We start from the raw sequence: 13,659 nt of genomic DNA, 5'->3' as shown, positions 1-13,659 counted from the left end.
TCAACTCCGGTATTCAACGCGGGCCTCGACGACCGTGCCCGCGGGTGATGAGGTGATCGCAAAGTCGCCGCCGATCGCCTCCATACGTTCCATCATATTGCGCAAACCGATGCCGCGCTTGGGATGCACGGCGATGCCCTCGGCGTCGAAGCCGTGGCCATCGTCGCTGATGCGCAGCACCACCTGATGCCGGTCGCCGCGCAGGTCGATCACGATATGGCTGGCTGCGGCGTGGCGCTCGATATTGGTCAGCGCCTCCTGCGCGATGCGGAACAGCACCGTGTTCGCGACGTCCGGCAGGCGGTCGGTCCAGCCTTCGGCGTGGAAGGCGACGGGGTGGCCACTGTGCTGCTGGAATTCGCCTGCCAGGTGATCCAGCGCTGCGGCCAAGCCCAGATCGTCCAGAATGGCTGGACGCAGATTGTGCGAGATGCGGCGCACCTCGCCCAGCACATTGTTCAACTGTTCCGCCGTGTGCTCGAACACCGCCTGCGCCTTGTCCTGCTGCGATGGATTGGCCAGGCGGATGATGCCCGCCTCGATCTGCAGTTTGATCGACACCAGCCACTGGCTGATGCCGTCATGCAGATCGCGCGACAGGCGCGCCCTCTCCTCTTCCTGCGATTCGACCACGCGCTGGGCCAGCGCCTTCAGCTTGGCGTCCGCCACACGCGATTCGCGGATGTTCACCACCATGCCGGTCACGCCCACCACCAGCGCGCCCAGAATCGCGATGCCCGCGATCCACAGCATGGTGCTCTGGATATTGGCGCGCTGCTGCGCGTCGACCTTGGCCAGCGCCGCGTCCACGTCATCGAGATAGATCCCGGTGCCCATCATCCAGCCCCATTCCGGAATCGCGACCACGTACCCCAGCTTGGGCGCGGACTTGTGGGTGGACGGCTTGACCCAGTGATAGCGCACCAGACCTCCGCCCTTGCTGGCCGTGGCGAGCAAATTCTGGATGGTAGGGCTGCCCCGGTCGTCCCGCATATTGAACAGGTTCTGGCCCACAAGCTCCGGCTGGCGCGGGTGCATCAGCGAATTACCCTGCATATCGTAGACGAAGAAATAACCATCGTCGCCGAAGCTGAGGGTGGACAGCACACGCTTGGCCTCGTTCAGAGTGGCGTCGTCATTGCGGCCGGACTGCACCAGATAGGAAATCGAGTGGGAAGCCAGCGCCACGTAGTGCTTCAGCTCCGCTTCCTTGCTGGCCAGGTAGGCCTGCTGGATGGTGTCGCGCTGCTGCATGGCGAGCGTGTTCGCCTGATGCCGCACCGCGATCGCGATGGCGCACAGGGCGATGATCAGGGGCGCGATGGCCAGAAAAATGAACTTATGCCGCAGCTTCATCCCGCGATTGTACGTCCACCGCGGCTTGCGGGTCCTACGTAGTAGTACGGACCGATTCTGCGTAGTGCTGCGCTTGTGAGCAGATATGCACTTCCTGAATACTCTCCATAAGCTGCGCGAAGAGCAGCATCCCAATTCCCTGGAGGACTCAATGAACCCCGTTTTGAAGAAACTCGGCTGGGCGGCGCTATCGCTGGCTGGTGCTTCCGCGCTGGGCGTCGTCGCATTGAAGCGCGGCGAATCCATCAGCGCCATCTGGATCGTGATTGCAGCCGTGTGCTGCTACCTGATCGCCTACCGCTTCTACTCCAAGTTCATCGCCGAAAAAGTGATGGGCCTGGACGCCAAGCGCATGACCCCGGCCTACAAATTCAACGACGGGCTGGACCACGTCCCCACCAACAAGAACGTTTTGTTCGGCCACCACTTCGCGGCGATTGCCGGCGCCGGTCCGCTGGTCGGCCCCGTGCTGGCGGCGCAAATGGGCTACCTGCCCGGCATGCTGTGGATTCTGGCCGGCGTGGTATTCGCAGGCGCGGTGCAGGACTTCATGGTGTTGTTCATCTCCATGCGCCGCGACGGCCGCTCGCTCGGTGACCTGATCAAATCCGAACTGGGTCCGATCCCCGGCAATATCGCCCTGCTGGGTACTTTCATGATCATGGTGATCATCCTGGCCGTGCTGGCCCTGATCGTGGTGAAGGCGCTGACTGGCTCACCGTGGGGTTCCTTCACCGTGATGGCCACCATCCCGATTGCACTGTTCATGGGCGTGTACACCCGTTACTTCCGCGTCGGCCGTATTGGCGAAGTGTCGCTGATCGGCTTCGTGCTGCTGATGGCGGCCATCTTCGGCGGCCAGTATGTGCAGGAAAATCCGGCCCTGGCGCCCCTGTTCACCTTTACCGGCACTGAGCTGACCTGGATGCTGATCGGCTACGGCTTCATCGCCTCCGTGCTGCCGGTATGGCTGCTGCTGGCGCCGCGCGATTATCTGTCCACCTTCCTGAAGATCGGCACCATCGTCGGACTGGCGCTGGGCATCGTGTTTGTAGCGCCTTACCTGCAGATGCCTGCCATGACCAAGTTCATCGACGGCACCGGCCCGGTATGGGCGGGTAATCTGTTCCCCTTCCTGTTCATCACCATCGCTTGCGGTGCGGTGTCCGGCTTCCACGCGCTGATTTCCTCCGGCACCACGCCGAAGATGATCGAGAACGAAACCCATGCCCGCTTCATCGGCTACGGTGCGATGCTGATGGAATCCTTCGTCGCCATCATGGCGCTGGTGGCCGCGTCCACCATCGATCCTGGCGTGTACTTCGCGATGAACAGCCCGGCCGCGCTGATCGGCAGCACGGCCGAATCGGCGGCGCAGGCGGTGTCGCAGTGGGGTTTCCACATCACACCTGAGATGCTGACTCAGACCGCAAAAGACGTGGGCGAACACACCATCATCTCGCGTGCCGGCGGCGCCCCAACGCTGGCAGTGGGCATGGCGCACATCCTGTCCAACGCCATCGGCGGCAAGGTGATGATGGCCTTCTGGTACCACTTCGCGATTCTGTTCGAAGCCCTGTTCATTCTGACCGCCGTCGACGCGGGCACGCGCGCCGGCCGCTACATGCTGCAGGACCTGCTGGGCGCCTTCGCTCCATCGCTGAAGCGTCCTGAAAACACTGTGGCAGGTCTGCTCGCGACCGGCTTGTGCGTGGCGGCCTGGGGTTACTTCCTCTACCAGGGCGTAGTCGATCCGCTGGGCGGCATCAACACCCTGTGGCCGCTGTTCGGCATCGCCAACCAGATGCTGGCCGGTATCGCGCTGGTGCTGGGTACCTGCGTGCTGTTCAAGATGAAGCGCGCCAAGTACGCGTGGGTGACCGTGGTTCCGACCATCTGGCTGCTGATCTGCACCCTGACCGCAGGCTGGCAAAAGATTTTCGACGCCAATCCGAAGGTCGGTTTCCTGGCGCACGCCAACAAATATGCCGCTGCGCTGGCCGAGGGCAAGATCGTGGCGCCAGCCAAGTCGCTGGAGCAGATGCAGCAGGTGATCTTCAACGATTACCTGGACGCCTCGCTGGCCGGCTTCTTCATGGTCGTGGTGCTGGCCGTGACGGTATTCGGTCTGCGTACCGCCATGAGGGCTTACGCGAATTCGAAGCCGAGCCACCAGGAAAGCCCGATCCAGCTGATGCCTGCGGTGCAGTGATGCTGGGCGAAATCGTCAAGGCTGGCCGCTATCTCGGACAAAGCGTCCGGCTGATGGTCGGCCTGCCGGAATACGACACCTACGTGGCGCATCGCGAGACCACCCATCCCGGCGAACCGGTGATGAGCTACGAGGAGTTCTTCCGCGAACGCCAGGAAGCCCGCTACGGTGGCGCGGGCAAACGCGGCGGCTGTTGCTAAGCGCCTTTGTCCCAACAAAGTTAGAGGCAGATCAAAGCGTCGGAAATTTGAGCATTTATATTTTGCCTGATGGAATGTTCCACGGCGGTGGAAAATGCTCAATTTCGAACGCTCCAGCCTTAGCCGCAAACTCGCCGTCATTTCGGTGCTGACCACCGGCAGCGCATTGCTGCTGGTGTTCTTTTCGTTTGCCATCGCCTCGGTGCTCACGCACGCCAGCGAGGAGCGCGAACAGCTGGTATCGCTGGCCGACATCATCGGCGCCAACAGCATCTCTCCCCTGCTCTACGCCGACCACGCCACCGCCACCCAGGCACTCGCCGCGCTGGATGTGATGGATGATATCGGCCAGGCCGTCCTGTTCGACCGCGATGGCAAGGCCTATGCATCTTTTCCCGACGAAGGCAGGTCTGCGGAGCCGCTGTCCGCGGCGCGCATGCAGCAGATTGCGCAAGGCAAGGCCGAGGAGCGTCTCGGACCGCTATGGGCGCCGCGCCTGCGCATCTATCGTGCCGTGTGGGTCAAGCCGCATCTGATCGGTGTGGTCATGATCGAAGCGGGACAAGGCCGCATGTGGCTGGGCATCCTGAAAAGCCTTATCGTGACGGGCGTGGCGACTGCGATCTCGTTTGTGCTGGCGCTGGTGCTGTCGGCCCGCTTCCGCAACAGCATTGCGCAGCCGATCGCGCAGCTGATTGCGGCCTCCGACAAAGTCTCGTCCAGCCAGACCTATGCCCAGGTGCAGCATGAGCGCCACGACGAACTGGGTACCCTGATCGACAGCTTCAACGCCATGATGGTCCAGATCGAAAGCCGCGACGGCAAGCTGGCGCAGTATCGCGATCAGCTGGAACGCCAGGTCGCAGTGCGCACCGAGCAGCTTGAGAAAGCCAAGGACGCCGCCGAAGCGGCCAGCCAGGCCAAGAGTGCCTTCCTGGCCAATATGAGCCACGAAATCCGTACGCCGATGAATGGTGTGCTGGGGATGACCGAGCTGCTGCTGGATACAGAGCTGGACGAGCGTCAGCACCACTACACGAATATGGTCAAGCGCTCGGGCGAACACCTGCTGGTCATCATCAACGATATCCTCGACTTCTCCAAAGTTGAAGCGGGCAAGATGACGGTGGAGTACATCAACTTCAATCTGCGCGAGCTGCTGGACGATATCGATTGCGTCTTCTCGCCGCAGGCAGCCGCCAAAGGCATCGAACTCGAATTCGCCATTGCGCACGATATTCCGGTGGCCATCTGCGGCGACCCCAATCGCCTGCGGCAGGTGGTCGTGAACTTGCTGGGGAATGCCATCAAGTTCACCGACAGCGGCAACATCACGGTCAAAGTGCAGGTCACCGCGGAAGATGCGCAATCCGCGCGCCTGCGCTTCGAAGTGCACGACACCGGCGTCGGCGTGTCGCGCGATGCCCGCACGCGCATTTTCGATTCCTTCTCGCAGGCCGATGGCTCCACCACCCGCAAGCATGGCGGCACGGGGCTGGGCCTGGCGATTTCCAAGCAGCTGGTGGAGCTGATGGGCGGCACCATCGGCGTCGACAACGCGCTCACGCGCGGGTCGGTATTCTGGTTCACCGTGCAGTTCGACAAGCGGCGCGTGGACGAGGAAACCGCGCCGGGCCTGCGCGTATTGGTCGCCGGCCCCGCCACCGCCAGTCGCAAAGTGCTGGAACAGCTGATGGTGCGCTGGCAGGTGCGCTGCGATTGCGCCAGTTCGCCGGATGAGACGCTGAATCTGCTGCATGCGGCGCGCGCTTCCGGCATGTGCTACGACGCCGCATTGCTGGACATGGACCAGTCCAGCGCCAGCGGCCTTACTTTGGCAGCGGAGATCAAATCGGACGCCCGCATCGCAGACGTACGCCTGCTGCTGCTTAGCTCCATGCGCGATGCCGCCGACTCGGTGCAGCGGCGCGAGGCCGGCGTGGCCTTCCAGCTCATCAAACCTGCACGCGAGTGTGATCTGTTCGACTGCATCGTTTCGCCGGGCCGTGCCAGCGAAGGCGTACGCACCGCCTCCCTTTCACCCACAGGCGCGCAGCGATCCAGGCGGCGTCTGAAGGTATTGCTGGCCGAAGACAATGCCGTCAATGTGGAGGTGGCGTCGGCCATGCTCGAAGGCCTGGGCCTCGACGTCGTCTGCGCCGCGAACGGCGACGAAGCGCTTCACTCCGCGCGCGCAGGCGAGTTCGATCTGGTGCTGATGGACTGCATGATGCCGGGGAAGGATGGCTTCGAAGCCACCGCTGAAATCCGCAAGCACGAACAATTGCAGGGACGCGCGCGCCAGCTGCCGATCGTGGCGATCACCGCCAATGCGCTGCAGGGCGACCGCGAGCGCTGCCTGGCGGCGGGCATGGACGATTACCTCAGCAAGCCGTTCAGCCAGCAGTCATTGGCCGCCACGCTGGGCCGCTGGGTCGCCCTGCCGCGCGCCGCAGCGGCGCAGCACGGCGATGCAACGCGACTGCGTCCTGTTCGCCCGCCCCGCGCGGCCACCGCGCCAGCGCCGATGCAGCATCCCCTGCGCCGCGCCGACGATCCCGCTCCACCGCCACTCGCTGTCGTGCCAGCGGCGCAGTATCCAGGCAACGCCGCGCCGGCGCTGGCTACCGCGACGGCGTCTGCGGGCGCTGAGACGCTGACCGCAGCGGATGGCGCCGAATGCGCCACCCTGCTCGCGCCGGACGGTATCAACCGCCAGGCGCTCGATGCGATCCGCGCCCTGAGCGCCGACCACGGCGAAATTCTGCTGCACCGTGTGCTGCACGCCTTCATCGACGACACGCCCACCCATCTGCACATGCTGCGTCAAGCCATCGACAGCGTGGACACAGGCGTCATGCGCAAAGCCGCGCACAGCCTGAAATCCAGCAGTGCCAATGTCGGCGCCGATGCCCTGGCAAAGCTGTGCCGCGAACTCGAACACCTCGGCCGCACCGACTCGACCGAAGGCGCCGCCAACCTGTTAATGGAAGCGGAGCAGGAATTCCAGTCGGTCCGCCGCTCGTTCAGCGCAATCCTCGTCAATGGAGGCTAGTCATGACTGCGCTTTATTCTCCCAAACGCGGCACAGTGCTGGTAGCCGACGATGATCCGGTAATGCGTTTGCTGATGCTGGAAATGCTGTCCCAGGTCGGCCTGGACGCCATCGAAGCCGCCGATGGCCACGCCGCCGTATCGAGTTTCCAGCAGAACGCGCCCGACCTCGTGCTGCTGGATGTCGACATGCCGCAAATGGACGGCTTCTCGGTCTGCCGCGCCATCCGCGCACTGGAGTCGCGCACCACGGTGCCGATCATCATGGTCACCGGCGGCGACGACATTGAAGCCGTCACGCAGGCCTACGAAGAAGGCGCCACCGACTTCGTCTCCAAGCCGATCAACTGGCCGATCCTGGGCCATCGCGTGCTGTATGTGCTGCGCGCCAGCGATGCCATCGCCCGCCTGCGCATTGCGGATGCGCAGAACCGCGCCGTGCTGGCCGCGATTCCCGACACCTTCTTCCGTCTCAGTTGCGACGGCTACTATCTCGACTACGAACAAGGCCATGATCCCGGCGCGGCCTTCAGTGAAGTAGATTGCGTCGGCCGCCACGTGCGCGACGTCTTGCCCGCCCCGATTGCCGAACGCTTGCTGGACCAGCTGAAAAGCGTGCTGTCCACGCAATCGATCCGTTCCGTGGACTACGAACTGCCACGGCGTGGCGATGTGCATCACTTTGAAGCGCGGCTTGTCAGTACCGGCGGCGGCGAAGTGCTGGGCCTTGTGCGCGATATCAGCGAACGCAAACGCACCGAAGAGCAGATCCGCCGCCTGGCCTATTGCGACAGCCTGACCGGCATCCCGAATCGCCAGGCATTCCTTGAAACGCTGGCACGCGAACTGGAACGTTCCGCGCGCGAGCAGCGTAAGTTCGCCATCCTGTTCATGGACCTGGACTCGTTCAAGCGCATCAACGACACCCTGGGCCACAATGTCGGCGACCAGCTGCTGCGCATCGTGTCGGAACGCCTGCACGAAACGATACGGCCCGGCGACCATGTTGCGCAGATCCAGTCCAGTCTTGCGCGGCTGGGCGGCGACGAATTCACCATCCTGATTCCGGATCTGGACCGCGCCGAAGATGCCCTGAACGTGGCGCATCGCGTGAAGGATGCCATGCGGCGGCCCTTCATGCTGGAGGGGCATGAGATCTTCGTCACCGCCAGCATTGGCATTTCGCTCTATCCGGAGGATGGCGAGGACTGCACTTCCCTGCTCAAGTACGCCGACACGGCCATGTATCACGCCAAGAACTGCGGCAAGAACAATGCGAAACTGTACAGTTCCTCACTGACCATGCAGATCATGAGCCACGTGAAGCTGGAAGTCGGCTTGCGCAAGGCACTACAGAACGACGAGCTGTACCTGCTCTACCAGCCGCAGGTCGACGTGCCCTCAACGCAAATCGTCGGCGTGGAAGCACTGGTGCGCTGGCGCCATCCCGAGCACGGCATCATTCCGCCCAACGAGTTTATTCCTCTGGCTGAGGAAACGGGACTGATCGTGCCGATTGGAGAATGGGTGCTGCGCACAGCCTGCCTGCAGGCGCGCGCCTGGCAGCAGCAGTGCGAGCGCTCGATCCGCATGGCAGTCAATTTGTCCGCCCGCCAGTTCAAGGACGAGAATCTGGCACAGATCGTGTTGGCGGTATTGCACGACACTGGCCTCGAACCGCGCCTGCTGGAGTTGGAACTGACCGAGGGCACGCTGATGGACGACGCCCTCGCCACGCTGGCCACGCTGGAACAACTGCGGGGCATCGGCGTGTTCCTCTCCATCGACGATTTCGGCACCGGCTATTCGTCCATGAACTACCTGAAACGCTTCGACGTGCGTGCGCTGAAGATCGACAAGACCTTCATCTCCGGTCTGCCGCAGGATTCCGAAAACGCGGCCATCACGCGCGCCATCATCGCCATGGCGCATGGTCTGAAGATGATCGTTGTCGCCGAGGGCGTGGAAACCGGCGAGCAGCTATCCCTGCTGCGCCAGTTCGGCTGCGACATGGCCCAGGGCTTCTTCCTCGGCCGTCCTTCGCACCACGATTCGATTACCAGGATGCTGAGCCGCGCCGGCTCAGGTACTGCGGCGGTCTAGCATGGCGCGGGCGATGGTGCCGGCGTCCACGTATTCGAGTTCGCCGCCGACCGGCACACCGCGCGCGAGGCGGCTGACCGACAGGCCACGGGCTTTCAGCATTTCGCTGATGTAGTGGGCGGTGGCTTCGCCTTCGTTGGTGAAGTTCGTGGCCAGCACGACTTCCTGCACCACGCCGTCGGCGGCACGGTGCAGCAGTTTCTCAAGGTGAATGTCCTTCGGGCCAATGCCGTCCAGCGGCGACAGGCGCCCCATCAGCACGAAGTACAACCCTTTGTAAGTCAGCGTGGACTCGATCATGGCCTGATCGGCGGGCGTCTCGACCACGCACAACAGCTTGCGGTCGCGCTCCTCGTCCGAGCAGGTAACGCAGATCTCTTCCTCGGTGAAGGTATTGCACAGCGCGCAGTGATGCACCTGCTCTACCGCCTGATACAGGGCGCGCGACAGCATGGCTGCGCCTTCACGGTCGTGCTGCAGCAGGTGGAAAGCCATGCGCTGCGCCGACTTCGGGCCGACGCCGGGCAGGCGGCGCAATGCCTCCGTGAGGAATTCGAGTGACTTCGCCATAAATCAGGCTTGCTTGAAGGCGCTCAGGATATCGGCCGTCATGGTCGGCACGAATTCGGTGATGGTGTAGCTGGCCGCACCGGCTTCGTTGAAGGGATCGAGCTCGATCACCGCTTCAACATCGGCGCGGCTGTCGGCCGTGGCGAGGATGATGCCGCCAGTGCGTGGCACCAGTCGGCCGGACATCAGGAACATGCCATTATCATACTGCTCACGCAGATACTCGCGATGCGCTGCGAGGAGCTTGTCGATCTCCTCGGCCGGTTTGAGATAGGTGAGCGTGATGATAAACATGATGGTGTTTAGAACGGCATCTTGAAGCCGGCTGGCAGATTCATGCCGGCGGTCAGGCCACTCATCTTCTCGGCGGCGGTGGCTTCGGCCTTGCGCACGGCGTCGTTGAAGGCGGCGGCAACCAGGTCTTCCAGCATGTCTTTGTCGTCAGCCAGCAAGGATGGGTCGATCGACACGCGCTTCACGTCGTTCTTGCAGGTCATGACAACCTTCACCAGGCCGGCGCCGGACTGGCCTTCGACCTCGATATTGGCCAGCGAATCCTGGGCCTTCTTCATGTTTTCCTGCATAGCCTGCGCTTGTTTCATCAGGCCTGCCAGTTGGTTTTTCATCATGATGTGTTTCTCCGTATTTGGGTAAGTATAGCGTTAATGCGCGGGCGTCATCGGGGCTACGATCGAGCCGGGCACGATGAAGGCGCCAAAGTCGCGCACCATGGATTTCACGAATGGATCGTTGGCCACCGTCTCTTCCGCGGCACGCTGGCAGACCTCGCGGTGTGCCTGCGCTTCGGCGCTGGTGGTGTAGAAGGCTTTGCCCAGTTCTACTTCCACGCGCATTTGATGGTTGAAGCGTTCGGTCAGGGCCACGGTCAGTTTTTCGACGTTGGCCGGCGTGCTCCAGGTGTCGATTGGGCAGCGGATTCGGAACACGGCCATATTGCCGTCAAAGCTGACTTTGACCAGTTCGGCCTGGGTGGCCAACTGCTGCGACACACCGCGCAGCGGCAGGTGTGCGGCCAGCAGCGGCCAGTTGCCGTCCCAGTTCAGTTCCGGAATTGGCGTGATCACATACTCATATGGCGGCTTGACAGTTGCTGCTGCAGCGGCGCGTGGGGCTTGCGGCGCAGGCGCGGCATGTGCGCCCGGCGTTGCGGGCTGGCCTGCATCCATGCCGCCAATGTGACCAGCGCCAGCCGGCACTGCGGAGTCGTCGGAGAATTCGGTCACCCACGGCGGCAGATCGTCATCGGCGGCCGGCTGGGCGGCGCGCGCTTGTGGCGCGGACTGCTGGGCCGGCGCGGCCGGCTGTGCGGCGGCGGCGGGACGCTGCTGCACTTGTACCTGAGGCGGGGCTTCGAGCACGGCGGCGTCGCCCCTGCCCGGTACGGCATCTTCCCACGGTGCGGGACCACGAGCGGTCGTTTGTGGCGACGACGCTTGCGCGACGGGGCTGCCGGCATGCGCGGCAGATGGCGCCTGCGCAGGGCGATGCATCGCGGCGGCTTGCACATTTGCCTGTCCCGATGCGGCAGCAGCTGGTGCAGATCCGGCGGCCATCGGTGCGGCTGATGCGGCCGATGCAGCAGCTTGCGCACTTGCCCCGCCATCCGGCGCCGGGCGCGCGGCAGCGGCTGGACGCTGACCGGTACGTGCGGCAGCAGCGGCGCGGGCGGCTTCCAGCGCGGCATTGATCGCAGCGCGCGCCGGGCTCAATGGTTTGCCATCATTACCACCAGCAGCCGGAGCACTCGGCGCGGCCGCCGGCGCAGCGGCAGGCATCGGCGCCGGAGCATGCGCCGCGGGCGCGGACGTTGCCGCAGGCATTGCAGCCGTATGCGCGCCGGGCGCAGGTGCGGACGTGGCAACAGGCATTGCCGGCGCATGTGCCGCGGGTGCAGGCGCGGACGTTGCCGGCGCAGCGGCGGCGGGTGGTACGGCGACACTGGCGCGGTCGGCGACGGCAGCGGAAGCAGCTTGCGACGCAGCGGAAGCCGCCGCTGCCGCAGCAGCTGCCGCGCGAGCCGGATTCGGTCCCGCCGGACGTGCCGCTACCGGGGCGCTGGCCGGTTGGCCTTCTGCCCCGCCGACGCCGGGCCGAAAGGCCAGCATGCGTAGCAGGGTCATTGAGAACCCGGCGTATTCATCGGGCGCCAGTCCCAGTTCGTTGCGTCCGTGGACAGCGATCTGATAATACAGCTGCACTTCTTCCGCATCGAACAGCGACGCCAGACGCACGATATCGTTATATTCAGGCAGGTCGGCCGGCACCGCGGACGGCACGGTCTGCGCCAGCGCGATCCGGTGAATCAAGGTGCCCAGGTCCTGCAGCGCGCCGTTATAAGACAGCGAACGGGTCGCCATCTCGTCAGCGACCGCCATCAGGTCAGCGCCATCGCGATTGGCCAGCGCATCCAGCAGGCGCACCAGATAAGACTGGTCCAGCGCACCGAGCATGCCCTGCACCGCATCCAGCGTCACAGCACCGGCGGCGTAAGCGATCGCCTGGTCGGTCAGGGACAAGGCATCGCGCATCGAACCATGCGCGCCCTGCGCCAGCAGGCGCAAAGCGGGTTGTTCAAATTGAACGCCTTCCTGGCCCAGGATATTTTCAAGGTGGCCGACGATATGACCCGGTGGCATCTGCTTCAGATTGAACTGCAGGCAGCGGGACAACACGGTCACGGGAATCTTTTGCGGGTCCGTCGTCGCGAGGATGAACTTCACATGCTCCGGCGGCTCCTCCAGCGTCTTCAGCATCGCGTTGAAGGCGTGGTTGGTGAGCATGTGCACCTCGTCGATCATATAGACCTTATAACGTGCATTGGACGGTGCATACACCGCCTGCTCCAGCAACTGCGCCATTTCATCGACACCGCGGTTGGACGCCGCGTCCATCTCGATATAGTCCACGAAGCGGCCGCCGTCGATGGCGGTACAGGCTTCGCACACGCCGCAAGGCGTAGCAGTTATGCCACCCTGGCCGTCCGGCCCAACGCAATTCAGCGATTTCGCTAGAATACGCGACAGCGTGGTTTTGCCGACACCACGCGTCCCCGTGAACAGGTAAGCGTGATGCAGCCTGCCCGTGTGCAGCGCATGCGTGAGCGCGCGCACGACGTGCTCCTGGCCGACGAGCGTTTCAAAGTTCCGGGGACGGTATTTGCGAGCGAGGACTTGATAGGACATGTGCGCGATTTTACCGTAGTTGGCGAGCGCTGCGGACAACATTAGCCAAAGAGCAGCGCATCAATTATCATTTAATTTTTTGACAATGAAAAAGCTGCTGCTGATTTCCCTGCTGGCGCTCGCCAGTGCAGCCCACGCGGAAGAACGCGAATGGGCGCCGTATAAGAAACTGGTCGAGTCCATGCGGCTCGATAAATACTATTCCCTCCCCGCCGCCGAACGCGACAAGCTGGACTTCTACCTGCTGGTGAAGCCCGCCAACAAGGCGCTGAAAGGCTCGGATTTCAACTTCACCATCGTGCACGCGGGCGGACGCACACCGCTGCCGGTCAGCGCCGATGGCCGCATGCACCTGGTGCCTAATATGAAGTGGCTGGACGAGGATGCCAAGATCGTCACCACCCAGCCCGCCGGTGAAAAGGTCAGCCTGGCGCATGGCATGGATGCCGTGATCCCCGATGGCCTGCAATGGCAGTACAACACGTTGATGGACAGCGTGCCGCAATCGAACAATGCGATCGGCAAGCTGGCTGGTCTGGCGCGCATGTTCTTCCCGACGCTGAAAGGCGTGACGCTGAAGTTCGACAAGCCGGCGCAGCTGACTATTCAGTCGAAGGCCGGCGCGAAACAGCTGTCCAGCGATGCAAAAAATGAAATTCACTTGCTGCTGGACCAGGCGCTGCAAAAAGAGAATCCGACTGTCGCGCTGTCGGCGCGGCCGCATGAGGCCGAGCTGGACGACTAATTCAGAACCTGAGGCGTAACCCTGGTGTCTGCCACGGCGTGGCAGACACCTGCTTTGCGCCGTGGGTTTTAAGGGGGGCCTGCGGCCCGCTTACCATGGGAATAAGAATGAGGAGGCGAGCCTGATCTGCGGYACTTGCGGTGAACAGCTTTGGCTGCTTCGTTCCCGACCTGACCAGGTTAACCGTGCCACAATGCGCAGGGGCCCGCCCGGCCG

At 63.3% G+C, this 13,659-nt stretch carries 10 protein-coding genes and 1 other RNA gene; 5 read left to right on the top strand and 6 right to left on the bottom strand.

The features are described 5' to 3' along the window. Positions 1–1,356: a cache domain-containing protein gene (locus AB4Z19_RS21160; protein ID WP_442024324.1), complete on the bottom strand. Its 1,356-nt coding sequence runs from the start codon at positions 1,354–1,356 to the stop codon at positions 1–3. A 151-nt stretch (positions 1,357–1,507) separates the two neighbouring features. Between AB4Z19_RS21160 and AB4Z19_RS21155 the strand changes: the two genes are divergently transcribed. From AB4Z19_RS21155 to AB4Z19_RS21140, 4 genes are all read left to right on the top strand, one after another. Next, a complete protein-coding gene (locus AB4Z19_RS21155) occupies positions 1,508–3,568 on the top strand; it encodes a carbon starvation CstA family protein (protein ID WP_442035924.1) in 2,061 nt (686 codons plus the stop codon). Then, positions 3,568–3,768, top strand: coding sequence for a YbdD/YjiX family protein (locus tag AB4Z19_RS21150; protein ID WP_442024320.1), 201 nt, complete (start codon positions 3,568–3,570; stop codon positions 3,766–3,768). The genes AB4Z19_RS21155 and AB4Z19_RS21150 overlap by 1 nt, the downstream gene beginning before the upstream one ends. Positions 3,769–3,862: 94 nt before the next feature. Beyond that, entirely contained in the window at positions 3,863–6,823 is a 2,961-nt protein-coding gene (locus AB4Z19_RS21145; protein WP_442024318.1) for a response regulator, read from the top strand. Positions 6,824–6,825: 2 nt separating this feature from the next. After that, positions 6,826–8,925: a putative bifunctional diguanylate cyclase/phosphodiesterase gene (locus tag AB4Z19_RS21140; protein ID WP_442035923.1), complete on the top strand. Its 2,100-nt coding sequence runs from the start codon at positions 6,826–6,828 to the stop codon at positions 8,923–8,925. On the opposite strand, the gene recR is transcribed toward AB4Z19_RS21140, so the two are convergent. The 4 genes from recR to dnaX are packed head-to-tail and all read right to left on the bottom strand — an operon-like array spanning position 8,905 to position 12,698. After that, complete coding sequence (recR, locus tag AB4Z19_RS21135) at positions 8,905–9,495, bottom strand: recombination mediator RecR (RefSeq protein WP_442035922.1); 591 nt, start codon at positions 9,493–9,495, stop codon at positions 8,905–8,907. The genes AB4Z19_RS21140 and recR overlap by 21 nt on opposite strands. A 3-nt stretch (positions 9,496–9,498) precedes the next feature. Further along, positions 9,499–9,789, bottom strand: a complete 291-nt coding sequence (locus AB4Z19_RS21130; protein ID WP_442027539.1) for a YciI family protein — start codon at positions 9,787–9,789, stop codon at positions 9,499–9,501. A gap of 8 nt (positions 9,790–9,797) precedes the next feature. After that, complete coding sequence (locus AB4Z19_RS21125) at positions 9,798–10,124, bottom strand: YbaB/EbfC family nucleoid-associated protein (RefSeq protein WP_442027540.1); 327 nt, start codon at positions 10,122–10,124, stop codon at positions 9,798–9,800. Positions 10,125–10,157: 33 nt separating this feature from the next. Then, positions 10,158–12,698: a DNA polymerase III subunit gamma/tau gene (gene dnaX / locus AB4Z19_RS21120; RefSeq protein WP_442035921.1), complete on the bottom strand. Its 2,541-nt coding sequence runs from the start codon at positions 12,696–12,698 to the stop codon at positions 10,158–10,160. A gap of 85 nt (positions 12,699–12,783) precedes the next feature. Here dnaX and AB4Z19_RS21115 point away from each other — a divergent pair, with 85 nt between their 5' ends. Continuing rightward, positions 12,784–13,443: a hypothetical protein gene (locus AB4Z19_RS21115; protein ID WP_442035920.1), complete on the top strand. Its 660-nt coding sequence runs from the start codon at positions 12,784–12,786 to the stop codon at positions 13,441–13,443. 111 nt (positions 13,444–13,554) lie between these two features. Here the strand turns inward: AB4Z19_RS21115 and ffs are convergent. Next, positions 13,555–13,653, bottom strand: an RNA gene (ffs, locus tag AB4Z19_RS21110) — signal recognition particle sRNA small type. Positions 13,654–13,659 lie beyond the last annotated feature (6 nt).

Origin of the sequence: Pseudoduganella sp. RAF19 (genome assembly GCF_052114165.1) — a bacterium.
Classification (GTDB): domain Bacteria; phylum Pseudomonadota; class Gammaproteobacteria; order Burkholderiales; family Burkholderiaceae_D; genus Rugamonas.
Note: the sequence above shows the minus strand (reverse complement) of the source record. Positions and strands in the feature narration are given on the sequence as shown.

Coding starts and splice junctions, on each gene's coding strand:
- AB4Z19_RS21160 (WP_442024324.1), bottom strand. CDS start 1,356: ATGAAGCTGCGGCATAAGTTCATTTTTCTGGCCATCGCGCCCCTGATC.
- AB4Z19_RS21155 (WP_442035924.1), top strand. CDS start 1,508: ATGAACCCCGTTTTGAAGAAACTCGGCTGGGCGGCGCTATCGCTGGCT.
- AB4Z19_RS21150 (WP_442024320.1), top strand. CDS start 3,568: ATGCTGGGCGAAATCGTCAAGGCTGGCCGCTATCTCGGACAAAGCGTC.
- AB4Z19_RS21145 (WP_442024318.1), top strand. CDS start 3,863: ATGCTCAATTTCGAACGCTCCAGCCTTAGCCGCAAACTCGCCGTCATT.
- AB4Z19_RS21140 (WP_442035923.1), top strand. CDS start 6,826: ATGACTGCGCTTTATTCTCCCAAACGCGGCACAGTGCTGGTAGCCGAC.
- recR (WP_442035922.1), bottom strand. CDS start 9,495: ATGGCGAAGTCACTCGAATTCCTCACGGAGGCATTGCGCCGCCTGCCC.
- AB4Z19_RS21130 (WP_442027539.1), bottom strand. CDS start 9,789: ATGTTTATCATCACGCTCACCTATCTCAAACCGGCCGAGGAGATCGAC.
- AB4Z19_RS21125 (WP_442027540.1), bottom strand. CDS start 10,124: ATGATGAAAAACCAACTGGCAGGCCTGATGAAACAAGCGCAGGCTATG.
- dnaX (WP_442035921.1), bottom strand. CDS start 12,698: ATGTCCTATCAAGTCCTCGCTCGCAAATACCGTCCCCGGAACTTTGAA.
- AB4Z19_RS21115 (WP_442035920.1), top strand. CDS start 12,784: ATGAAAAAGCTGCTGCTGATTTCCCTGCTGGCGCTCGCCAGTGCAGCC.